The following is a 23,064-nucleotide window of genomic DNA, read 5'->3' as shown; positions in this document are numbered from 1 at the left end:
TTCGCATTGATCAGGGCTTGGCCCCAACGGTCTTGACCGGCAGTCGCGCCCAGCCCCGCACACTGGACGTCCGTGCCCTGCTGGCGTTGTCGTAGTCGACCTCCCAGTCGGTCCATCGCTTGAGGACCTCTTCGAATGCGACCCGCGCCTCCAGGCGCGCCAGCGCCGAGCCGAGGCAGAAATGCAGTCCCAGCCCGAAGCTCAAATGGCCACCTTTGCGGTGGATGTCGTAGCGATCCGGCTCGCTGAATCTCGTCTCGTCCCGATTCGCCGAACCATTGAGCAGCAGCATGTAGGAGCCCTCGGTCACGGTGTGCCCGTACAGCTCGACGTTGCGAGCGACGTAGCGCGCCTGCACCGGCGACGGCGGCTCGTAGCGCAGGGTCTCCTCGACCGCTGAGGCGATCAGGTGCGGATCCGCGACGAGCTGTCGTCGTCGGCCGGGGTGCTCGCCGAGCAGTTGGCCCATGAAACCGATCAGCGGCGCGGTGGTTTCGTTGCCGGCACCCGCGATCATCGCGGTGTAGGCCAAAACTTCGTTGCGTTCGAGGCGCCGCCGGGATCCGTCTGGTTCGTCGACTTCCGCGTTGAGCAGATCTGTCATCAGATCGTCGGAGGGATGCGTCGCCCGCCACTCGATGTACTCGGCGAACATCGCCATCGAATCCTCGAAGATCGTCGGGCTGATCCCCTCTCGTCGCGGTCCGACCGCGAGGTTCTTGTCGTTGCGGTCACGGATCAGCTGTCGCGCCTCCTCGGGGATGCCCAGCAGATAGCCGATGGTGCGCATCGGCTTGATCGCCCCCAGATCGGCGACGAAGTCGAACCCGTCCGAATCGCGAAGCGGATCCAATGCGCGACAACAGAATTCACGCACCAGTCCGTCGACGGCCAGCATCCGCCGGAGGGTGAAAACCCGCGACAACAAGCGCCGGTGCAGATCGTGCAGCGGCGGATCCTCGAACAGCGGGATTCCCGGCGGAACTTCGATGGCGCTGAACAAGATGTCGGCCGTGGTGCCCCGTCCCGACCGATACGTCTGCCAATCATGCAGTGCGGCTGCCACGTCGTCGTGCCGACTCAACGCATAGAAGTTGTACTTGTCGTTGAAATACAGTGGGGCTTAGGCCGCCTAGGCCCGCATCCGTTTCCACACCGGATACGGATCGTCGTCGATGTCGAAGTCGAACGGATCGTAGTAAAGTTCCGCAGTCGGTTGGGTGGCCACTCATCCGCCCTGCCGGGGTTGGTTCGATACGCCGGGGAATAGCTGCTCCGTCGGCCCAGCGGTCACCCACCCGCCCAGCTTGGTGACGAGGTGGGGCGCAAAGACCGCCCCGTAGAGCAGGTTTCCGATGACGACGACGGCGACGACGGACAGCACTGCCGACTGCAGCCGGCTCGTCGACCGCTTGTCGGCCCACAACTCGATGACGTTTCGTCCCTGGGAATCCGTGCGGCCCAGCAGGTAGGTGAAGACCATCATCTGCACGCCCAATGCCAGGGAGTCGTAGACCGGGTACTGATGCTTGGTGCCCTCGAAGATTGCCAGGCCGGGGATCACGTAGCCGTAATGGAAGACGCCGAGCCGGGCTCCGACGAACGCGTTGAAGACGAAGGCCCAGCAGAAGCCGACGACGAGCCCGACAATCAGCAGCGTGATCGGCCTCTTATTCCCGGCGAGCCAGCCGAACCGCGCGCTCAACCGTCGCCCGAGCGTCGCGCCGATCACGGCGGGCAGCACGAAGTAGCCGATATAGCCGACCGGCACCGACGAGGGCAGCCCACCCCACGTCATGTTCAGCGGCCACCACGACGGCGCCCTTGGTAGGGCGGGCGGGAACTGTGCGTACATCGCCCAGTCGTAGGGCGCCTCGATCCACGAAAACGAGATCGCCGAGATGCACAGCAGGAGCAATGGGTGCAGGCGACGGCGGCGAACGCTCAGATACCCACCCGTCGCGGTGAACACGATGCCGCTACCCCAGCCGAAGATGACGGCCGCTGTCAGCAACGGCGTCAACTGGGTACTCATCGTGAGCGCCCGTCACGCGGGCCACGACGCGCTTCCGGGTCGAAGTGGATGACCAGACCGAAGATCACGGCGATCAGCCCGAACAGGGTTCCGAGCATGATGACCGCGCCCACGACACGCCCTTCCGGCAGGCCTACCCAGCTTTAGGATAGTGGATACTATTCTAGTCGGAGGTCAAGGCCGGCCATCGTGAAATGCCGTCAACCGCTCAGCTCGGTTCCGGAGTGCCCAGGAGCAAAGACCGTGTCCCAGCGACTTTCGCCCAGAAAGGGGCCGGCGGCCCAAGCAGCGGTCCAGCCATTCCGCCGGCCTCGCGGTGAGCCGCGCAGGCTCCTGCTCGATGCCGCGCGCGAGCTGTTCGCCCGCCAGGACTACCGCAGCACCACGACACGTGAAATCGCACAGGCGGCCGGAGTGAGCGAATACCTGCTTTTTCGTCACTTCGGCTCGAAGGCCGGGCTGTTCCGGGAAGCGCTGGTCCTTCCTTTCACCAGTTTCGTCGACGAGTTCAGCCGGACCTGGCAGTCGGTCGTCCCGGAGGAGACCGACGAAGAGGAATTGGCCCGCCATTTCGTCGAGCAGCTCTACGACGTGCTCGTGGACCATCGGGGTCTGCTGCTGACGCTCGCGGCGTCGGAGGCTTTCGGCGAGGAGGAAACCGAGGACACCGGCATCGCCGACATGCGGCGGGCTATTGCGGTGCTCGGTCAGATCAGCGCCGAGGGCATGCGCTTGCGCGGCATCCGGTCGAGTCAGCCGGACCTGCCGGCACACTCGACGGTGGCGATGATCGTCGGCATGGTCGCACTACGGTCGACCTTCTTCGGGTCCGTGCCGCCCCCGCGGGAGGCGATCGTCGACGAACTCGTCCAGGCGATTCTGCACGGCTTCCTGCATCGTCGAGACTGAGCACCAACCGTGCCCGGCCCGGCCCGGGCCGTCGCAGCCCCGCGGGTCAAGCGCGGCCCGGGATGACCATGCCGTGGCCGGATTGGCCGGTGGTTGAGGTCTGATAAGTACTCGTCTGCGATCTCGCGGATCGGGTGCCGGCTCACAGAAAAATTAGGCGGCGTCCCGTGTTCGCGCCTCCACGTCCTTGATCCCCTGGCGTAGGTGCTCAGCCAGATACCACTCTGCGCCGCTGCGGGAATCGTGTAACGCCTTCTCGATTGCGCGCTTGGCATGCTCAAGATGCTCGCGGCGGTCGTCCCCAGCGGTGACGATTGCATCGAGAACCGCAACGACGGCCTCATGAACAGCGCCGGCGAAGCCGGTGAGACTCTTGACCGCCACCGTGGCTCCTTCCGTCAATCGTCGCGGACAACCGAAGCAGCTGACTGAGTTCCCCGCCTGAACGGTCGTAAACAACGTCACGACGCCTATCCGGCTGGCTACCCGTCGGTGGTCAGGCCGCGATACCGAGTTCCCGGTTGATCTGCGGCCAGTATTGGAAACCGTCCGGAGTAAGCAGAATCCAGTCGTGAATCTGGCCGTTGGCCAGGACGAAGCTGATCGGGGCGCCCTGAGTCGCCGCCGCCTGCTGCAGGACTAACACGTCGGCCGCCAGGATGTCCAGGTTGCCCGAGTAGACATACGTCGGCGGCAGACCGCTCAGCGAGCCGTTCAGCGGACTCACCAGCGGGTCGTTCACGTCGAGATTGCCTGCCCATACCTTGCCGATCTGCTGCGCAGGCCCGACAGGAAGCAACGGATCCTGGATCAGCGCAATATTCGGATTGGTCATTCCTACGTCTAGCCATGGCGACACCAGAACCATCGACGACGGCACGGGACCCCCGTGGTCCACCAGGTACTGGGTAGCCGCCAGGGCGAGGTTGCCGCCCGCCGAGTCGCCGATCACGCTGACGTTGGACGCCTGGTGCTGAGCGATTTGCGTGGAGATGAAACCGGCCATCGTGGGTACCACCGTGCCGGCGGTACCACCTTGCTGCAGCAACGGATAAATCGGGACTTGCACGGTGGCGCCGGTTTGCTGGGCCATCACCGAGTAATTGATCCAGTGCAAAAACGAGGGCGGGAAGATAAATGCGCCCCCATGAATGGCGACCACGTATTCGCCGGTGGGATGCGCCGGTGTGATCTGTACGACGCTCATGCCGTTGTACGTGGTGTACTGGACCGTCTGCCCCAGCAGCAAATTCAAGAACGGTGGCGGCGAGTTCCCGAGAAACCATGATAGCGGCGGGATGTCGCTGGCAAACAATGCCAGAAGCGGGCTTCCGGGCGCCGAAATCTGAGTTTCCAGGCCGGATAAATTCAGCAGGGGCTTTACCGGCCACAGCGCGGCTTCTTCGATTCTCGTCGCCAGCGATGGTGTGCCGGTGAAAGTTCCCGCCTCCGTTGCCGGGAAGGGGGGATTAGCCGGTGACCCGAAGATGCCGGTGATGACGGTGTCAGATACCCGGGTGAATGCGGCGGCCAGTGCCGTGGGGGTCTGCTGAATTTCCTGCTCTGCCAAGGCGAAACCGTTCCCGATCGCTTTGGCGAGTTCGCCCGGTAGCCCAGGCAGATTCTGCAGCGCTTGTTCCCACGGGGCCAGCAGCGCGACCGTCGCCGAGGCGCTGCTGTGATATCCGCCCATCGCGACGACGTCCTGAGCCCACATCTGCTCGTATGCAGCCTCGGCGGCCGCGATCGCCGGTGCGTTCTGGCCGAAAAGGTTGGCGACCACCAGCGACACCAGCTGGCCCCGGTTGGCAGTTATCAGTTCGGGATGCACGATGCCGGCCAGCGCGGCTTCATAGGCGATGGCCGCCGCCCTGGCTTGAGCGGCCGACTGTTCGGCTTGAGCGGCTGTCCGTCCCAGCCAGTCCACATACCGGGAGGCTGCGGTCGTCATCGATGCCGACGCCGCGCCCTGCCAGGCCTGGCCGCCCAGGTCGGAGGTGATCGAGCCAAATGCGTTCGCCGCTGAGCTCAATTCAGTGCCGATCCCATCCCAGGCCGCCGCCGCCTCGAGCATCGGCCCCGATCCCGGTCCCTCCAGCAGCAGCACCGAATTGACTTCAGGCGGCCACATCCAAAAGCTCATGACCTGTCCCCCTCTACTCCCCTCGGTTACCACGCGATCAGCCCTAATCCAGGAACGTACCTCGTCGACGTCTTAGCCGAAGAGTTTCTGTCGCAGTCGCTTTGTCAGTCCCCACATTTCGGCAAACGGCCGGGAGCGCCGCGCGCCAAAAATCGCAAGGCGTCCCGCGAGGACCCGGGGCATCGAAGAAGTTCGCGCCCCGCGACTCATTCCTGCAGGGGCGGAACCGGAATCGGCTTCGCCCCCAGGGTCAAACGGCCTTGGTGGAGCCGACGTAGGACAGCACTACGTCGGATTCATCGGTAATGCGGGTCAGGGTCGCGTACGAGCGAATGAACGACTGGCCGACGCACCCGTCGATCTTGATATGGAAGTCACTGATCATAATCCAGGGACTTGGCCCCTTGAAGTCCTTCCTGACCACCGGCACGATGACGACGAATCCCGGCTTGAGGCCCACGCTGACCACGTTGTTGTACTGCCCACTGGCCAGTGGTATGACGATCGGCGGCTGGCCGGGCCCCAGTGGCAGCTCGGCGGCGATCGAGGGAGAAATTCCGCTGCCATTTGCCATCACGTAGCCGTTGGAGGTGCTCTGGTCGATCCCGCAACCGATCTCGTAGCCGACCTCGAAGACGCCTCGAGGGGGTTCCGGCCCGGTCAGCGAAGCCCCAAATATTCCGCTGGAGAGGTATTCACGAGATGACAGCGCGGTGGTCAGCGGCGCCACTGGGACGTGTTTCTCGTCCTTGCCGCCGAGAGCCAGCACCCAGCCGTCAGGGGTGTTCACCCTTACCGGCGTGCCGGGGGGTACCGACCCATCGGACGGCGGGGCTGCACCGGGAGGAGGTTCGGCGTCGGGTTGGGCACCCGCCGAAGGCGCGGTCACTGATACGACGAGGCACAAAGCCAGAACCGCAGCACGGCGAACTACCGCGGAAATCGGCATCACAGCCGATACGCTAGGCATCGCACGGTTATTCTACGGCTTTGCTGATTGACGAAAGTCAGAGTCGTTGCGCCTTTGTAGCCGGTTTGCGATACAAACAGGACAGTCTGGAAAGACCGTTGCCGCTCAACGTTCATCGCTGAGCATGTCCGGTATTGCGTCGTCGTCGAACGCTCATTATGTGCGCTCGGCGAGTAAGCTTGACACATAGCCAGGAATTCGTGGCGGATGGCAGAAGGAGCGATCAATGCCCCTGCAAAGGTTCGCTCGCGCAGCATTGGCCATCCTTATGGCCAGCGGCGGGATAGGGCTGGCGGCCCTGGTAGGTAGCAGCGGCGTCGCTCGCGCAGACCCGGACGACGATGTGACGCCTCAGATAATCGACGATTTGTTATTCACCCCGATATTCGCGCAGGATCCGCGCCTGCTACATCCGAGCAGCACTGCACCCACACAAGACTGGGGCCGTATCGGAATGGTCTGCCAGAATCGAAATGTCAAGTGCCAGAAGAACGGCTTTTAGCCTGGATCTTTCGCGCGCCGGACGCGCCCTCCCCCGATGAGGCTGCGCTGCGTCCGTGAACCTGAACAATTTGCGGCGCCTCATTTTCCAGGCCGTGCAAGTCCACTTGGTCACCTCCGCCAGCAGACCGCCATGGCGGGGTCGGTCATCGACGGCGCGGTCGAGGCGGTCGAACTCGACCGCCTAGGCTTCGAAAATGCTTGCGGCGCTGTCGGTATGACGAAGGAGCACCCATTGCAGCAGCTGATCCGTCGACTCTGGGCCTGCCGAGATCAGAAGCACTGGTCCGAGGTGGTGCCGTGAACCGACTGCAGCGCGACGGGGTCACGCTGGCTGTCCGGGTGCACAATCCGCTCGCGCGGGGTGTGCCGGTATTGCTCACGCACGGTTTCGGCGCCACCGCGGGCATGTGGGAACCCAATGTCGACGCCTTGAGCGTCGACCGGCCGGTGATCGTCTGGGACCAGCGGGGCCACGGCAGCAGCGACGCACCCGACGACATAGATGCCTACAGCGAGCAGCTCAGCGTCGCCGACATGGCGGCCATCCTCGACGCGGCCGGGACTGATCGGGCCGTGCTCGGCGGGATGTCGTTGGGCGGCTACCTGTCCCTGGCCTTCCACCTCGTCCATCCGCAGCGGGTGGCCGCGCTGGTGCTGGTCGATACCGGGCCGGGCTACCGCAACGACGAGGCCCGAGCCAAATGGAACGCGTGGGTGGAACGACGCGCCCGGCAACTCGAGCGGGGCGGCGCGCCCGCCGACGTCTCGCCGGAACTCACGCAGGCGGTACATGAGCATCCCGAGGGGCTGCCGCGCGCCGCCCGCGGCGTCATGGCGCAAAAGGACGCCCGCGTGATCACGTCGCTCGACAGCATCACGGTGCCCACCCTGGTGATCGTCGGCGCCCAGGACACCGATTACCTGGCCGCGGCCGACTATATGGCGCGCAAGATCCCCACGGCCCGCAAAGTAGTCATCGAGAACGCGCGGCACGCGGCGAACATGGACCAGCCCGAAGCGTTCAACATCGCGGTGCGCGAATTTCTGGATCACTTGTGACAACTCCGGAGGTCACCGTCGATGCGGCGGCCACGTGGCCCGACCCTGCACCTCAACGGTGGGATTCGCTACCCGGCCGTGCCGGTTTGTAGGCTTTCGGGCATGCCGTTCGACAACGGCGAGGTATTCGCTGGCTATGTGATTCAGCGCCTCCTCGGCACCGGTGGGATGGGTGAGGTTTACCTCGCCCAGCATCCCCGTCTGCCGCGTCACGACGCGCTGAAGGTCTTGTCCTTGGCCGCCACAGCCGACCAGGAATTTCAGGCGCGATTCAAGCGCGAAGCCGAATTGGCAGCGACGCTGTGGCACCCCCACATCGTCGGCGTTCTCGATCGTGGCGAGTTCAACGGCCGGCTGTGGATCTCGATGGAGTACGTGGACGGCACCGACGCGGGCCGGTTGGTCCGGGAGCGCTACCCGCACGGCATGCCAGAGCAAGACGTCGCCGAAATCGTGACGGCGGTGGCCGATGCGCTGGACTTCGGTCATGATCGACGTCTGCTCCATCGTGACGTCAAGCCCGAGAACATCCTGGTGACCGCGCCCGATGGCCACCGGCGCAGGGTCCTGCTGACCGATTTCGGCATCGCTCGCAGAATCGACGACGTCAGCAACCTCACCGACGTCAACGTCGCCATCGGAACCATCAGTTACGTGGCCCCCGAGCAGCTGCTGGGCAAGCCACTTGACGGCCGAGCGGATCAATATGCGCTGGCCGCGACGACGTTCTACCTGTTAACCGGTGCCCCGCCTTTTCAGGACTCGAATCGCGCCGTCGTCGTCAGCAACCACCTGAATACGCCGCCACCGCGGATCTCGGAGCGCCGACCCGAGCTCGCGCACCTCGACGCCGTCCTGGCAAGGGCGCTGGCCAAAGACCCTAACCAGCGATACCCGACGTGCACCGCGTTCGCCCTGGCCCTCACGCAGCACGGTCCCCACCGCGATGCCGCCTTAGCGGCAGGCCCCGCCGAGGACCTCCGTTCGGGCGGACGTCCGGCCACGCAGCGTCTCGAGCGTCTGGTTGTTCAGGGGATTGCACGCGCCGTAGCGCAAAGCGCGGTCGGAGCCCAATCTCAGGTCGGGATCTTGTCGTTCCAAGTAGTCCCGTATGAGCCGCTCGGCAACCGGCGCGCTCCACTTCCCGTCGAGATCCAAACCGACCTCGTCGCCGGTCAGCTCGCGGACGGGGATGAGGTCGAGATCACCGGCCTGTGGGACGGCGAGACCCTCGACGCCGACAAAATCGTCAACTTGTCAGCCGGAGCTCGTCCGAAACGACCCCGGCCGGAGGCCTCCGCCACATCGCCGCGAGACAAGTCGCCGAAAGGCAGAAAACTGTGGATCGCTGCGCTCGTCGCCATCGTCGGTGTCATCGTATTGACCGCGGCGGCGGTTGTGTACTTCACGGACAGTTTCGGCACCCGGACCCGCCCCGGACCAATCGTCAAGCCGGTGAGTGCAACGGTTTTTTCACCCGACGGCGCCCCCGACAATCCGCAGCAGGCCAGCTTGGCGATCGACGGCAACCCGAACACGGCGTGGTCCACCGTTACCTATCGGGACGCGGTCCCATTCCCGAAATTCATCGAGGGAATGGGGCTGCTGCTGCACCTGGCCCAGCCGACCGCGCTGAGTGAGGTGACGATCGACGTGTCCAGCACGGGAACCCAGGTCCAGATCCGCTCGGCACCCAGCCAGTCGCCGACCAAATTGGCCGACACCACCGCGCTGACACCGAACACGCCGCTGCAACCTGGGCACAACGTTATCCCCGTGCATGACCGGGCCAAGACATCCAATGTGCTGGTGTGGATCTCCACCTTGGGCACCACCAATGGCGAGAGCCGGACGTCAATCTCCGAGATCACCCTGCGGGCGGCCGGGTAGCTTTCTCCCCCGTAAGACGTGAGCGGGTACAACTGGGGTTATGACGTACCCTCACCAGTTCGGCGTACTGCAAATCGTGCTGGCAGGCGTGGCCGTTGCCGCCGTGGTGATGTTGCTGTCGGCGGTGGTCGGGCGACGCCGGACTGTGCATTCGAGTTCGGCGGAGTCGGCGCCGCGGGGACGCCGACTGCGATTCCGGCCCGGACGAGCCGCCGGCGGCGTTGTGCTACTGGTTGTTTCGATTCTGCTGCTCTGGTTCGCCACACTGGTCCAGACGTATGTGGGTCTGACCGGCGAAATCAAAGCGGCTCACGTGGTGGCGACGCCGGTCAGCAACGAGGCGCACCGCCTCAACGTCGATCTCACGCTCTACGATGACGCCGGCAAGGCATATGCCCATCAGACTTACGAAGTCGAGGGTGACATGTGGGTGCTACAGGCCGACATTGTCGAGCTCCAGCACTGGGTGAATATCCTGGGCATGCATTCCGGTTACAAGGTGACCCGCCTGTTCGGCCAACGCCTCGACGGGGTGTCGCCGACACAGCACCAGATCATGCTCAACGGCGGTGACGGGGACTTTTTCGACGACATGCGCGGCGGCAAGTGGTGGACCAAGCCGTTCGTACGTGCCGCGTACGGCAACGCTGTCATCGCCGCGCCCGGTGCATTCGACGTCTACATCTCTCAGGACGCGATCAAAGCCCGGGCAAGCGATGGCTAGCGCACCAGCGCACCGACCGGCCGCAGCGCACAATTCGTCGCTCAATTCGTATGGGGCGAACCGTTATCGGCCTCTCCCCGCGATCGTGGCGCGTCAATACTGACGGCGGGCCGTTCAGCACCCTGCGATCAGGCCACGATACCGAGTTGCTGGTTGATCTGCGGCCAGTACAGCAACCCGCCCGGAGTCAGCAGAACCCAGTCGTGAATTCCGCCGGGTTCCAAAGCAAAGCTCATCGGGGCACCTTGGGCTAACGCTGCATGCTGCAGGACGGCCGCTTGTTGTGCAAGTGGATCCAGCGAGCCGGAGTAGACATACGTCGGCGGAAGGCCGTCAAGTGACCCGTACAGCGGGCTCACCAGATAGTTGTTCGCGGGAAGATTGCCCGCCCACGCCGCGCCGAGCCCGCCAGTCCCCACGTCCAGCCACGGAGACAGCAACACCATCGACGAAGGTACCGGTTCGGATTGGCTGACCAAGTATTGGACGGCCCCCAGTGCGAGGTTGCCGCCCGCGGAGTCGCCGACCACGCTGACATTCTGCGCTCCGTGTTGCGCGATCAGCGACGAGATGAACCCGGCCGTTTGGGGTACGACCGTGGCGGCGGTACCACCTTGCTGGAGCAACGGGTAAATCGGCACTTCGAAGGTCGCGCCGGTCTGGTAGGCCGTCACCGAGTAATTGATCCAGTGGAACAACGAGGCCGGGAGAATGTACGCGCCACCGTGCAGGGCAACCACGTATTCGCCGGTTGGGGCGGCCGGCGTGATCTGCACGACGCTCATTCCCTGATACGTGGTGTACTGCACCGTTTGCCCCAGCAGCAAATTCAACAGTGGCGGCGGGGAGTTGCCCAACACCCACGACAGCGGCGGGATGTCGCTGGCAAGCAGCATCAGGAGTGGATTACCTGGGATTGAAGTCAAAGATGCGAGCCCGGAGCTGAATCCGGCGGCGATCGTCGTGGGGATCTGCTGGATTTCCACCTGGACGCCGAGCACCGCCTGCTCAAAGGTCGCAAGGGGCGCAGCGCCGGCCGCTTCGGCGGTGGCATACGCCCCGGCAGCGCCGGCCAATGCCTGCACGAACCGCTCATGGAAGGCCGCCGCCTGTGCGCTGAGAGCTAGATAGCCCTCGCCGTGGGCGGAGAAGATGGCCGCGATCGCCTCTGACACCTCATCCTCGGCCGCGGCCACTACCGCAGTGGTGGCAGCGGCCATGCCCTGGTTTGCGGTCGCGACCAACGAACCAATCGAAGCCACGTCTGTGGCCGCGCCGGACATCAGCTCGGGAAACGCAAAAACATACGACACCGTGCCGCTCCACCCTTCGAGCAACCCGTCGAGTTGCCCAGCCGATACCGATCACCGAGTAGCCGGAGCTTATGACGAGGCCGGGTCATCACGTAGCGGTTTGCCGGAAACCGGCTTCCCGGTGACGTCACCTAAGGAAGAGCCCGGAGGGGCGGGATGTCTGGTAGCGATGGCCAGGCTGTTCGCTTCAGGCGGTCACTGCTCACATAAGGAAGAACCTCCGGAGCGGTGGGATGTCTGGTAGCGATGGCCAGGCTGTTTGCTCGTCATCCGGCGGGCACTGCAGCGGCTCGAACGGGAAGTGTGGATCAAGCAGGCTCGCACCGACGCCGAACGGCTTCGAGACGAGGACGTCTCCACCGAACCGGACGCGTGGTGATTCGGGGAGCGATCTACCGGGTCGACTTCGGTCATGCGAAGCGAGGCCACGAGCAACGCGGGCGGCGCTACGCCGTGGTCATCAGTCCCGGCTCGATGCCGTGGAGTGTCATAACTGCGGTACCGACGTCGACAAAGGCCCAACCTGCGGTCTTCCGCCCAGAGCTGGAAATCATGGGAACAAAGACACGGTTCCTGGTCGACCAGATCCGGACGATCAACATCGTCTCTGTGCATGGTCTACGTGCTCGGCGATCCGGTCGACTATCTGGACCGTGACGAAATAGCCGACGAAATGGCCGAGTGGAACACGCCGTGGCGCGATACCTCGGTCTGTGATGGCTGTCTCTGTGATGGCTGTAGCCCGCAAATGGGCCGCCGACCCGGCCCATCAAGTGGTGGAGCTGCCGGGAATCGAACCCGGGTCCTACGGCATTCCCTCAAGGCTTCTCCGTGCGCAGTTCGCTATGCCTCTGCTCGGATCTCCTGGTCACGCGAACTAGCCAGGATGACGATCCCAGTCGCTGTTGGTGTCCCGACGAGTCCCGCGACCGAACTCATCGGTTGATCCCTCTAGCTGATGCCAGAGTCCGGGTCGAGGGCGGTCCCGGTCTGACAGACTAGCCGTCGCTTAGGCAGCGAGAGCGTAGTCGCGCTGATGTGAATCGGCGCTTATTTGGTTGCAACGACGCTTACGGTGGTCTCTTGCCTGCACCGGCACGCTTCCCTTGATTCGATGCGCGAAGTCGAAACCGTTCAGCCCCATGTCTTCGAGCACCCTTGCCGGCTTTCGGCAAGACAATCAATGGTACGCGTCTACCAACAACCGGCAACGGAATTATCTTCCCGATCAGATCACGAAGTTCAGACGCTTCACGATCTGCCCGGCGAGATCCTCGTCGCCGCCGAGTTCCACGTCCTGGCTCCGGGCCGGGCTCATCGGGCGACCGCCGGCGAGCCTGGTGAACTGCAACCCGTCCATGCGGATCGTCGCGGTCGGTTCCTGCCCGCCGAAGTCGTCGACGACCTGCGCCCGGCCGTCGACGCTGACGCGCATGGTGCGGGCCAGCGGGCCGGTCAGCTCGAACAGCACCCGGGAGCCGTCGGGCGCTTTGGCCAGCTTGCCCACGACGAAACCCATGCTGGACGACATTTCGTCGAGGGACAGCTCGCCAGCCCGACCGCCCAACTCGTCGTCGGACGACGGCCGCTGTACCGCCTGACGGATGTCCTGCTCATGCATCCAGCAGTCGAAGGTGCGGATCCGCATGAACCGTCCGTAGGTGTCGGGGCCCGCCGGCGTCGTGGTCGCGGCGTTCCAGTCGTCGTCGGACATGCTCTCCAGAGCCTTGCGGCGTTTGTTGGTCACCTCGCGGAACCGCTTCAGCAGGCTGGCGCCCGATTCTGCGCTGAGATGAATTACCCAGCTCTCGTTCATCACTCCGATGGGATTGCGCACATGCTCCAGGGTGGACAGGTCGACGTCGGCTTCCGGTGCGCCGATGCCGAGCAGGAAGGATTCGGTGCCGATGATGTGCGACACCACCGCCTTGACATTCCAGCCGGGCAGTGGACTCGCCGACTGCCAATCCGCCTCGGGCAGTCCGTCCAACAGCGCATCGAGGGAGTCCCACACGGCGAACAGTCCCGCCAGGACGTCGGACTTGTCGAGTTGGGTGAGCGGACGATCGGCCATGGACGGATCGTAGGCCGGTCAGCTGTACAAGCGGAGGCCGGCCCGGAACAAGATGAGACCGCTTAACACCAGCAAGCCGCAAACCGGGATGATCCCCACGGGCGCCGTCAGCCCATGCCCTTGGCGCGGCGACCCAGCTCCCGGATGACCTCACGTTGGGCATCGCGGCGAGCCAGGTCCTGGCGTTTGTCGTGGGCATGCTTACCGCGGGCCAGCGCGATCTCGACCTTGACCTTGCCCTCGGTGAAATACAGCGACAACGGCACCAGTGCGAAGTTGCCTTCGCGGAGCTTCCCGATCAGAGTGTCGATCTGACGCCGGTGCAACAGCAACTTGCGGTTGCGTCGCGGTTCGTGGTTGGTCCAGCTGCCGTGCTGGTACTCCGGAATGTGCAAGTTGCGCAGCCATATTTCGCCGTCGTCGATGGTGGCGAACGCGTCGACCAACGACGCGTGCCCCTCGCGCAGGCTCTTCACCTCGGTCCCCTGCAGTGCCATGCCGGCCTCAAAGACCTCGATGATCGAATAGTTGTGCCGGGCTTTGCGATTGGTGGCAATGATCTTTCGGCCGATCTTCTTGCCTGCCGCCTTGGCCTGCTTGGACTGCCCCGCCATCGCTATCGCCGCACGTAGATTCGCAACGTCGCGTAAGCCGTCAGCCCGGCCATCGCCACACCCAACAGCAGCAGCCACGGCGCGATGTAGAGGATGTCGGCGTAGTCGACGCGGGCGATCAAATTGGCTTGGTAGAACTGGTTCAGCGCATTCTCCAAAAACATCGCCCGCACCACGATCAGGCCGCCGATCGCGATGAGGACACCGACGGTCGCCGCCAACATCGCCTCCACCAGGAACGGCAGCTGGGTGTACCAGCGGCTGGCCCCGACCAATCGCATGATGCCGATCTCGGTGCGCCGCGTATAGGCGGCGACTTGGACCATGTTGGCGATCAACAAGACCGCGCCGATGGCCTGGACAAGTGCGACCGCAAAAGCGGCATTGCTCAGCCCGTCGAGCACGGCGAACAGCCGGTCGATCAGATCCTTCTGGTTGAGTACCGACAGCACCCCGGGTTGGCCCTGCATCGCGGTGTCGAAGTCCTTGTGCTGCTCGGGATTTTCCAGTTTGACGATGAATGACGCTGGGAAGGAATCTTTTCCGGCCACGTCCTTGTACTGCGGAAATTTCCGGATGGCGTCGTCATAGGCCTGCTGACGGTTGAGGAAGCGTACCGCTTTGACGTCGGATCGCTTTTCGATCTTCTCGCGCAGCGCTTTACACGGGTCGCTGTCGCAGGCGGGATCGTTGGCGGAGACGTCGTCGGTCAGGAAGACCTGGGTTTCGACCCGGTCGAGGTAGATTGCTCGGGAGTTGTCGGCCAGCCGGACCACCAGCAGTCCGCCGCCGAACAGACCGATCGAGATCGCGGTCGTCAGGATCATCGCGATCGTCATCGTGACATTGCGACGAAGGCCGGTCAGAACCTCGTTGAGCAGGAAGCCGAAGCGCACTTAGCGATCCATCCCATAGACGCCGCGCTGTTCGTCACGAACCAGCCGGCCCAGCGACAACTCGACGACCCGCTGCCGCATCGAGTCGACGATGTGGTGGTCGTGGGTGGCCATCACCACCGTCGTCCCGGTTCGGTTGATCCGCTCCAACAAATCCATGATGTCCTTACTGGTGTCTGGGTCGAGGTTGCCGGTGGGCTCGTCGGCCAGCAGTACCAGCGGCCGGTTCACAAAGGCGCGGGCGATCGCGACCCGCTGTTGTTCGCCGCCCGACAACTCGTCCGGCAGCCGGTTGGCTTTGCCCGACAACCCCACCGTCTCGAGCACCTCGGGCACCACCCGGTTGATCGCGTCGGTGCGTTTGCCGATCACCTCCAGCGCAAAGGCGACGTTTTCGTACACGGTCTTTTGCTGCAACAGCCGAAAATCCTGGAAGACACAGCCGATCACCTGACGCAGCTTCGGGACGTTTCGACCCCGCAGCTTGTTGACATGAAACTTCGACACCCGCACATCGCCGGATGTCGGCGTCTCGGCCGCCAGCAACAACCGCATGAAGGTCGACTTGCCCGAACCCGACGGGCCGATCAGGAAGACGAACTCACCCTTGTCGATCTTGACGTTGACGTCGTCCAGCGCCGGACGCGCCGACGATTTGTACTGCTTGGTGACATGGTCCAGGGTGATCATCACGGCACGCCAGTGTAGCGGTGAGTTTCGCTGGGAAGCGAAATTCAACTGGCCGGGGGCGTCGAACTGGGCGACGGGCCGGGCCCGGGTTGGGGTGACGGCTCCGGTGTGCTCGGAGTCGTGCTCGCGGGGCAGAAGGGCGGCGGCAGCAGGCAGGGGGGCGACCCGGGCGGCGGTGTCGGGGTCGTTGTGGTCGTCGTCGGTTCGGTCGTCGGGACCGTGGTGGGTGTCGGGCGCAGCGAGGTCGTGCCAGGTGGTTGGACTCTTTCGCGCGGCACCCAGGTGTAGTCGGGATCGGGCACGAAGCCCGGCGGCACGACCTGCGCAGGCCTTGCAGGGGCAGGTTCCGGACGGTAGGTGTCATAGGTCCACCACACGGCCAGGAACACGACGATCAACACCACCGTCGACGTCCGCACCCGGCCGCCGAACAGGTGGCTCGGGGTGCGCCGTGCGCCATTCCCGTCGCGCTTACCCAGCACGTTGGGCCAGAAGTTCATCACTACCGCACCGCACCCTTGACTTCACTGGGCTCGGCGGCTTCAGCGGCTTCGGCGGCAGGAACCGCCGGGTCTTCGACCAGGCCGACCGTCGCGTCGGCGGCGGTCACGATGCCGGCGCGAGCAAGGGCCCGGATGACCAGCACCCGCAATTGCCGACCGGCCTCGAACTGCTTTCCGGGCAGCGTGCGGGCCACCAGGCGCAGCGTGACCGTATCCAGCTCGATGCTTTCCACCCCCATCACGGTGGGTGAATCCAGCAGCAACTCCCCCAGCACCGCGTCGTCGCGTGCGTGCTCACATTCCTGGTGCAAGACCTCGTTGACCCGGTTCAGGTCGGCGTTGGTCGAGACCGGGATATCCACCACCGCGCGGGCCCAGTCCTTGGAGAGGTTGACCGATTTGACGATCTGACCATTGGGGACGGTGAACACTTCGCCGTCCGCGGAGCGCAGCCTGGTCACCCGCAACGTCACGTTCTCGACGGTGCCGGTCGCATCGGTCGCCGACCCCATGATGGTGAGCTTGACCAGGTCTCCGAAGCCGTATTGCCTCTCGACAATGATGAAGAAACCGGCGAGCAGGTCCCTGACCAGCTGCTGGGCGCCGAAGCCCAGCGCCGCCCCCACCACCGTTGCCGGCGCAACCAAGCCGCCCACCGAAAACTGCAGAACGTCGGCGATCTGCATGACCACGACGATGCCGATGAGCACGATCGAGACCCACGAGATCACCGACGCGACGGCCTGACGGTGCTTGGTGGCCTCGGAGCGCACCAACGCGTCGCTTTCGGCGAAGCCGAGGTCGAGCCGCCGGGTCACCCGTTGGGCCACCCAGCTGACGAACCGGGCCGCCAGCACCGCCGCGATCAGCAGCATGACGACGCGCAGGCCCCGGGTAATGATCCATTCGCCGATGTGACCGCGCCAAAAGTCGTGCCAGCGCTGCGCCACCGAGAGCGCACGAATTGTGGTGTTAGTTGCTGTCATCTTTTCGGTTACGCCACCGGATTCCTGCTTCCAGGAACCCGTCGATGTCTCCGTCCAGGACGGCCGCCGGATTGCCTACCTCGTATTCGGTCCGTAGATCCTTGACCATCTGGTAGGGATGCAGGACATAGGACCGCATCTGGTTACCCCAGGAACTGCCGCCCTCACCCTTCAACGCATCCAGCTCAGCGCGCTCTTCTAAACGCTTGCGCTCCAACAACTTTGCTTGAAGAACTCGCATCGCCGCCACTTTGTTCTGCAGTTGCGACTTCTCGTTCTGACAAGTCACCACAATACCCGTCGGGATGTGGGTTAAACGCACGGCGGAGTCTGTGGTGTTCACCGACTGGCCGCCGGGGCCGCTGGACCGGTAGACGTCGACCCGTACATCGCCCTCCGGGATGTCGATGTGGTCGGTGGTCTCTACCACCGGTAATACCTCGACTTCGGCGAACGACGTCTGGCGCCGGCTCTGGTTGTCGAATGGGCTGATCCGCACCAGCCGATGGGTGCCCTGTTCGACCGACAAGGTGCCATAGGCGAACGGCGCATGCACGGCGAAGGTGGCGCTTTTGATGCCGGCTTCTTCGGCGTAGGAGGTGTCGAAGACCTCGACCGGATATTTGTGCTGCTCGGCCCAGCGGATGTACATCCGCATCAGCATTTCGGCCCAGTCGGCCGCGTCCACTCCCCCGGCACCCGATCGGATTGTGACCAGCGCCTCACGCTCGTCGTACTCGCCCGACAGCAGGGTGCGCACCTCGGTGGCCTCGATCTCGGCGTGCAGCGCCTTGAGCTCGGCGTCGGCCTCGGCCAAGGCTTCGGCGGCGGCTTCCCCCTCTTCCTCGGCTGCGAGCTCGTAGAGCACCGGCAGGTCGTCAAGGCGGCTACGCAGCTGCTCGACCCGGCGCAGTTCCCCCTGGGCGTGCGACAACTCGCTGGTCACGCGCTGCGCGCGAGCCTGGTCGTCCCACAACTTGGGGTCGGACGCCTCGTGCTCGAGCTTGTCGATCTTGGCCCGCAAAGCGTCGACGTCGAGCACCCGCTCCACCGTGGTCAGGGTGGAGTCAAGGGCGGCTATCTCAGCTCGTCGGTCGGCTTGACGGTCGGGTTCCACAGCCGACCACGTTACCGGGAGTTACCGTGGTCAGCGTCTAGCATCATGGGACCAGTGCATCGCGCGACTGCGGCACATCCGTTTCCGGGCCATTCCGGGCACGAACAGAAAGCTCGAGCATGCGGCCACACCACCGTCCCTACCACGTCGCCATCGTCGGCTCCGGGCCGTCGGGGTTCTTCGCCGCGGCATCGCTGCTGAAAGCCGCCGACGGCTCCGACCACATCGATGTGGCCGTCGACATGCTGGAGATGTTGCCGACGCCCTGGGGACTTGTTCGCTCCGGCGTCGCCCCTGACCACCCGAAGATCAAGTCGATCAGCAAAACCTTCGAGAAGACGGCCGAAGATCCCCGCTTCCGCTTCTTCGGCAACATACTGGTGGGCGAACACGTCTCCCCCGTCGAACTCGCCGAGCGCTACGACGCGGTGGTCTATGCCGTCGGGGCGCAGTCCGACAAGCCGCTGAACATTCCCGGGGAGGATTTGCCGGGCAGCATCGCCGCCGTCGATTTCGTGGGCTGGTACAACGCACATCCCAACTTCGAACATGCCGCACCGGATCTGTCGGGTGCCCGGGCTGTGGTGGTCGGCAACGGCAACGTCGCGATCGATGTCGCGCGCATCCTGGTCACCGACCCCGAGGTGCTGGCGTGCACCGATATCGCCGATCACGCGCTGGAGTCGCTGCGCCCCTGCGGCGTCCGGGAAGTGGTGCTGGTCGGTCGGCGCGGTCCGCTGCAGGCGGCGTTCACCACGCTGGAATTGCGGGAACTGGGTGAGCTGGAGGGGGTCGACGTGGTGGTCGACCCGGCCCAGCTGGCGGGCATCAGCGACGAGGACGCGGCGGCGGCCGGCAAGACCGCCAAGCAGAACATCAAGGTGCTGCGCGATTATGCCCAGCGCGCGCCCCGCGAAGGCCACCGTCGGATTGTGTTCCGGTTCATGACTTCCCCGATCGAGATCAGAGGCGACGGCAGGGTGGAGCAGATCGTGCTCGGACGCAACGAACTGGTCGCCGACGAGAGCGGGTGGGTTTCGGCCAGGGACACCGGCGAGCGCGAGGAGTTGCCGGCGCAGTTGGTGGTGCGTTCCGTCGGCTACCGCGGGGTGCCGACGCCCGGATTGCCGTTCGACGAGAAACGCGGGACCATTCCCAACACCGCGGGCCGGGTGGAAGGCAGCCGCAACGAATATGTGGTGGGGTGGATCAAACGCGGGCCGACCGGCGTGATCGGCACCAACAAGAAGGACTCCCAGGACACCGTCGACACCTTGATCGCCGACTTGGCGGCTACCGAAGCGCTCACGGAATTCCCACCCGACCATGGCGAGCAGCTGGCCGCCTGGCTGGCATCCCGACAACCTCAGCTGGTCACGACGGCGCAGTGGAAAATCATCGACCGCTTCGAACGGGCGGCGGGTGAGCCGCACGGGCGTCCCCGCGTCAAGCTGCCGAACCTGGCCGAGTTGCTGCGGGTGGGGCACGGCTGATCAGAAGTCGACAAGCACGCCTGGGTTGAGGATGCCGGCCGGGTCGAGCGCGGACTTCGCCGCGCGCAGGGCTGCCGCGAACGGGTCGGGGCGCTGCCGGTCGTACCAGGGGCGGTGGTCGCGGCCCACGGCGTGGTGATGGGTGATGGTGCCGCCGGCTGTGCTGATCGCCTCGGACACGGCGGCTTTGATGTCGTCCCACTGGGCGTCGAGCGAGCCCCAGCGTCCGGCCGCGTAGATGCCGTAGTACGGGGCCGGGCCGTCGGGATAGACGTGGGTGAAGCGGCAGGTCACCAGGCCGGCGCCGCAGACGCTTTCGATCGCGCTCCGGGCCGCGTCGGTCACCGCGGCGTGCAGCGTGTCGAATCCGGCCCAGGTGCACGCGGTTTCGAATGTTTCGGCGATGACGCCGCGGCGGGCCAGGGCGTCTCGCTGGTAGGGCATCCGCAGGAACGCCGAGCGCCAGTTCGTCGAGGCATCGTTTTGCGTTGGGTCACTGATGTTTTCGCGGCCTCGCCGGGCGGTGACGGTACCGCCGTGGTCAGCGGCGATATCGAGGGCCCGTTGCAGCCACGCGTCGACGGGGTGGTCTGCCGATTCGAAAGCCAGCACCAGCAGCCCGCCGCCGACCGTGGTACCGGCGTTCAGGAACGCCTCGGCGGGATCCAGTAGCCGGCAGTTCGCCGGGTAGAGGCCGGCCTGGGCGATCGTCCGGGTTGCCGTCACCGCGGCGGCCCACTCGTCGAAAGCGACCGAGGCGGTGAGCTGCCAGCGCGGCCGGTCCTGCAACCGCATCCACGCCTCGGTGATGATGCCGAGCGTGCCCTCCGAACCGAGGAACAGCCGGTCCGGGGACGGCCCGGCGCCCGATCCCGGCAGCCGCCGCGATTCGCTGATGCCGGCGGCGGTGACGACGCGCATCGACGCGGTCAAGTCGTCGATGTGGGTGTACAGCGTGGCGAAGTGTCCACCGGAGCGGGTGGCCAGCCAGCCGCCGAGGGTCGAGTAGCCGAAGGACTGCGGGAAATGGCGCAGCGTCAGATCGTATGGGCGCAGCTGGTTTTCGATCGACGGCCCCAGCGCACCGGCCTGGATGCGCGCGGCGCGGCTGACCCGATCGATGTCGAGCACGGCGTCGAGCGCGCCGAGATCCAGCGTGACCGCCGGCTCGTCGAAACGCGGCTCCACTCCCCCGACCACCGAACTGCCGCCGCCGTACGGGATGACGGAGATGCGCTCACGCGTACACCAATCCAGCACATCGACCACGTCCCGCTCGGTGCGCGGCCGCACGATCAGATCGGGGACATGGTCGAGGCGGCCCTGCAGGTTGCGTGCGACGTCGCGAAATGCCTTGCCGCGCGCATGCCCGGCGCGATCGAGGAAGTCGGCCGAGCACAGCCCGGCCAACGACGTCGGCGCGGTGATCCGCGGGGGCGCCAACCCGAGCGCGCCCGGGTCGGGTGGTTGGTGGTCGGTCAGGTCATGGCCGGGCAGCAGCGTGGCGACGCGTGCCGCCAGTGCCTGCGTTTCGCCGTCTGACAGCGCCTCCTCGACGTCACCCCAGCCCCACCAGGAACGCATGCGGGGTGGTCAGCGTTTGACGACGACGAGAGCTCCGCCGACGACCAGCAACACCAGCGCCGTCACGATCGCCCAGCCGGTGCCCGCCAGCCACCAGATGACGGCCAGCAATGCCAGCACCGGTGACAACGCGAACAGCACCATCCCGGGGTGCTGTTTGATCACGGCGAGCGCGCTTGTCGCCCGGACCCGATCGATTTCCTTGCCTGCCATGCGTTCAGCATGCCATGACACCGGCCCGGTCAACCCCCTTCTTCGCCTTTCCCGTCTGCCTCGCGTAGGAGTTTTTCCGCGTGGTGGAACGTGTGGGTGGGGGGGTTGGCCCGTTGGTCCAGACGAGTCTAGGTGCGGTCGGGTGGCCCTGAGGGATCCAATCGGTGTCTCCCCTGGCGTTTTTGCGGGTGGTCCAGCCGGTATCGCCACAGCCGGACGGAGGAATTGGAAACACGAAACGCTTGGCAGTTCCGTCATCTGCGTCTGGTCTGCGCGTCCTACCGGCTGTCACCGCTCCGCGCGCATCGCCGTCACGGCGTGAGCAAAACCTTTACCTGCTCACCGGACCGGACCCCGGCAATCGCGTAGCCCGTGACCGCTTCGGCCAACGGCATTCTGGTGGTGAAGATGCCGTCGACGTCGAGCCGACCGGATGCCAGCAACGGAATCAATTCCGGCCAGGTGCGCTGCACCGGAGCGGTGGTCATCCGCAGGGTGATGCTGCGTAACAGGCAAGGCAGGGCGGGCAGCGGAAACGGCTGCAGATCATGTAATCCAACTACGGAAACAGTACCGGCGGGCCGCACCGCGTTGATCGCGTCGGTCAGCGATGCGTCCGTGCCGACGGCGTCGATCACCGAATCCGCGCCGCGACCGCCCGTCGCGGCGATGATGGCCTCGGCCGCCGGCGCCATGATCGGCGTCGCACCCCACGCGGCAGCACGCTCCAACCGCCCCCTCACCCGGTCGACAGCGAAAACCGTTGCCGCACCTTGGGCCAACGCGCTGCGCAGCGCGCACAGTCCGACGGCTCCCAGGCCTATCACCACGACCGTGCCGCCGAATGGAATGTCGGCTCGCCGAGCCGCAGCCCACCCCGTAGCGAGGTTGTCGGTGAGGAGCAGGGCCTGCTCGGTGGATATTTCGTCGGGAATCTTGAGCATTTGGAAGTCGGCGGCGGGCACGGCGAGCAGATCGGCTTGCGCGCCGCCGAGCACGCCGGAGCCGAAGATCTGCAGTCCGGCCGAGCAGGTGACCGGGTCACGGGTGGCACAGCCCGGGCAGGCACCGCAGCCGGCCACCGAAGACACCATGACCCGGTCGCCAACCTGGACGGTGCGTACCTGCGGTCCGGCGTCGACGACGGTGCCGACCGCTTCATGGCCGAGGGCCACCGACCCGGGTATCGGGATTTCGCCTTCGTAGAAGTGCAGATCGGATCCGCAGATACCCGCAGCGGTCACCGCGACGATCGCTCCGTCGGGTCCGGGCAGGGCCGGATCGGGACGGGCCTCGAGCCGAATGCTGCGTGGCCCGTCGATGACTACCGTACGCACACTCGTGTGC

21 protein-coding genes, 1 other RNA gene and 3 pseudogenes are annotated in these 23,064 nt (G+C 65.1%); 7 read left to right on the top strand and 18 right to left on the bottom strand.

All coding sequences use genetic code 11. The annotated features are described in order from the left end of the window. Positions 1-10: 10 nt before the first annotated feature. Both MKAN_RS21565 and MKAN_RS21560 read right to left on the bottom strand, forming a co-directional pair. Positions 11-1,228: pseudogene (locus MKAN_RS21565) on the bottom strand (cytochrome P450). Beyond that, the gene (locus tag MKAN_RS21560; RefSeq protein WP_023371988.1) at positions 1,229-2,035 is read right to left on the bottom strand and encodes a spirocyclase AveC family protein; all 807 of its coding nucleotides are present in this window, start codon (positions 2,033-2,035) and stop codon (positions 1,229-1,231) included. A gap of 243 nt (positions 2,036-2,278) precedes the next feature. Here MKAN_RS21560 and MKAN_RS21555 point away from each other — a divergent pair, with 243 nt between their 5' ends. Next, positions 2,279-2,944, top strand: coding sequence for a TetR/AcrR family transcriptional regulator (locus MKAN_RS21555; RefSeq protein ID WP_023371986.1), 666 nt, complete (start codon positions 2,279-2,281; stop codon positions 2,942-2,944). 153 nt (positions 2,945-3,097) lie between these two features. On the opposite strand, the gene MKAN_RS21550 is transcribed toward MKAN_RS21555, so the two are convergent. The 3 genes from MKAN_RS21550 to MKAN_RS21540 all read right to left on the bottom strand — a co-directional run bounded on the left by MKAN_RS21550 (position 3,098) and on the right by MKAN_RS21540 (position 6,036). Then, on the bottom strand, positions 3,098-3,328 hold the full coding sequence (locus MKAN_RS21550; RefSeq protein ID WP_023371985.1) for a hypothetical protein: 231 nt from the start codon (positions 3,326-3,328) through the stop codon (positions 3,098-3,100). Positions 3,329-3,440: 112 nt separating this feature from the next. Next, positions 3,441-5,075, bottom strand: a complete 1,635-nt coding sequence (gene lipY / locus MKAN_RS21545; RefSeq protein WP_036391816.1) for a triacylglycerol lipase LipY — start codon at positions 5,073-5,075, stop codon at positions 3,441-3,443. A 262-nt stretch (positions 5,076-5,337) separates the two neighbouring features. Beyond that, positions 5,338-6,036, bottom strand: coding sequence for an MspA family porin (locus tag MKAN_RS21540; protein ID WP_023371983.1), 699 nt, complete (start codon positions 6,034-6,036; stop codon positions 5,338-5,340). Positions 6,037-6,691: 655 nt separating this feature from the next. On the opposite strand from MKAN_RS21540, the gene MKAN_RS30735 reads away from it, so the two are divergent. From MKAN_RS30735 to MKAN_RS21520, 4 genes are all read left to right on the top strand, one after another. After that, positions 6,692-6,862, top strand: a complete 171-nt coding sequence (locus tag MKAN_RS30735) for a hypothetical protein (protein ID WP_023371981.1) — start codon at positions 6,692-6,694, stop codon at positions 6,860-6,862. Next, entirely contained in the window at positions 6,859-7,620 is a 762-nt protein-coding gene (locus MKAN_RS21530) for an alpha/beta fold hydrolase (protein WP_023371980.1), read from the top strand. Before MKAN_RS30735 ends, MKAN_RS21530 begins: the two co-directional genes overlap by 4 nt. A gap of 102 nt (positions 7,621-7,722) precedes the next feature. Further along, on the top strand, positions 7,723-9,510 hold the full coding sequence (locus tag MKAN_RS21525; protein ID WP_023371979.1) for a serine/threonine-protein kinase: 1,788 nt from the start codon (positions 7,723-7,725) through the stop codon (positions 9,508-9,510). Positions 9,511-9,550: 40 nt separating this feature from the next. After that, the gene (locus MKAN_RS21520; protein ID WP_023371978.1) at positions 9,551-10,234 is read left to right on the top strand and encodes a hypothetical protein; all 684 of its coding nucleotides are present in this window, start codon (positions 9,551-9,553) and stop codon (positions 10,232-10,234) included. Between the two features lie 128 nt (positions 10,235-10,362). On the opposite strand, the gene lipY (MKAN_RS21515) is transcribed toward MKAN_RS21520, so the two are convergent. Continuing rightward, positions 10,363-11,517 carry a triacylglycerol lipase LipY gene (gene lipY, locus MKAN_RS21515; protein WP_036391811.1) on the bottom strand — a complete coding sequence of 385 codons (1,155 nt, stop codon included), beginning with the start codon at positions 11,515-11,517 and terminating at the stop codon, positions 10,363-10,365. Between the two features lie 291 nt (positions 11,518-11,808). Next, a pseudogene (locus MKAN_RS32185) lies at positions 11,809-11,976 on the bottom strand (hypothetical protein); the annotation flags it as partial. Between MKAN_RS32185 and MKAN_RS29945 the strand changes: the two are divergent. Next, a pseudogene (locus tag MKAN_RS29945) lies at positions 11,920-12,264 on the top strand (type II toxin-antitoxin system PemK/MazF family toxin). The pseudogenes MKAN_RS32185 and MKAN_RS29945 overlap by 57 nt on opposite strands. Positions 12,265-12,321: 57 nt before the next feature. On the opposite strand, the gene ssrA reads toward MKAN_RS29945, so the two are convergent. The 8 genes from ssrA to prfB form a co-directional block, all read right to left on the bottom strand. Next, positions 12,322-12,689, bottom strand: a transfer-messenger RNA (tmRNA) gene (ssrA, locus tag MKAN_RS29940). 86 nt (positions 12,690-12,775) lie between these two features. Next, positions 12,776-13,621, bottom strand: a complete 846-nt coding sequence (locus MKAN_RS21510) for a maleylpyruvate isomerase family mycothiol-dependent enzyme (RefSeq protein WP_023371974.1) — start codon at positions 13,619-13,621, stop codon at positions 12,776-12,778. Between the two features lie 107 nt (positions 13,622-13,728). Then, positions 13,729-14,235, bottom strand: coding sequence for an SsrA-binding protein SmpB (gene smpB / locus MKAN_RS21505; RefSeq protein ID WP_023371973.1), 507 nt, complete (start codon positions 14,233-14,235; stop codon positions 13,729-13,731). A 2-nt stretch (positions 14,236-14,237) separates the two neighbouring features. Further along, positions 14,238-15,131: a permease-like cell division protein FtsX gene (gene ftsX, locus MKAN_RS21500; protein WP_023371972.1), complete on the bottom strand. Its 894-nt coding sequence runs from the start codon at positions 15,129-15,131 to the stop codon at positions 14,238-14,240. Further along, entirely contained in the window at positions 15,132-15,821 is a 690-nt protein-coding gene (gene ftsE, locus MKAN_RS21495) for a cell division ATP-binding protein FtsE (RefSeq protein ID WP_036391809.1), read from the bottom strand. Positions 15,822-15,865: 44 nt separating this feature from the next. Continuing rightward, positions 15,866-16,321: an Rv3103c family proline-rich protein gene (locus MKAN_RS29935; RefSeq protein WP_080674119.1), complete on the bottom strand. Its 456-nt coding sequence runs from the start codon at positions 16,319-16,321 to the stop codon at positions 15,866-15,868. A 2-nt stretch (positions 16,322-16,323) separates the two neighbouring features. Beyond that, positions 16,324-17,310 (bottom strand): mechanosensitive ion channel family protein, encoded by a 987-nt coding sequence (locus MKAN_RS21485; protein WP_036391220.1) that lies wholly within the window; start codon positions 17,308-17,310, stop codon positions 16,324-16,326. Further along, on the bottom strand, positions 17,297-18,427 hold the full coding sequence (prfB, locus tag MKAN_RS21480) for a peptide chain release factor 2 (protein ID WP_023371968.1): 1,131 nt from the start codon (positions 18,425-18,427) through the stop codon (positions 17,297-17,299). Before prfB ends, MKAN_RS21485 begins: the two co-directional genes overlap by 14 nt. Before the next feature lie 119 nt (positions 18,428-18,546). Between prfB and MKAN_RS21475 the strand changes: the two genes are divergently transcribed. Next, entirely contained in the window at positions 18,547-19,920 is a 1,374-nt protein-coding gene (locus MKAN_RS21475) for an FAD-dependent oxidoreductase (RefSeq protein WP_023371967.1), read from the top strand. Here MKAN_RS21475 and MKAN_RS21470 read toward each other — a convergent pair whose 3' ends face one another. From MKAN_RS21470 to MKAN_RS21460, 3 genes are all read right to left on the bottom strand, one after another. Continuing rightward, the gene (locus tag MKAN_RS21470) at positions 19,921-21,504 is read right to left on the bottom strand and encodes an FAD-binding oxidoreductase (RefSeq protein WP_023371966.1); all 1,584 of its coding nucleotides are present in this window, start codon (positions 21,502-21,504) and stop codon (positions 19,921-19,923) included. It abuts the gene before it with no gap. Positions 21,505-21,513: 9 nt separating this feature from the next. Further along, complete coding sequence (locus tag MKAN_RS31230; protein ID WP_023371965.1) at positions 21,514-21,717, bottom strand: hypothetical protein; 204 nt, start codon at positions 21,715-21,717, stop codon at positions 21,514-21,516. Positions 21,718-22,028: 311 nt separating this feature from the next. Further along, positions 22,029-23,054, bottom strand: coding sequence for a zinc-binding dehydrogenase (locus MKAN_RS21460; protein ID WP_023371964.1), 1,026 nt, complete (start codon positions 23,052-23,054; stop codon positions 22,029-22,031). Between the last annotated feature and the right edge of the window lie 10 nt (positions 23,055-23,064).

This window comes from Mycobacterium kansasii ATCC 12478 (assembly GCF_000157895.3).
GTDB classification, from domain to species: Bacteria; Actinomycetota; Actinomycetes; order Mycobacteriales; family Mycobacteriaceae; genus Mycobacterium; species Mycobacterium kansasii.
This window is presented reverse-complemented; position numbering and strand designations above follow the sequence as displayed.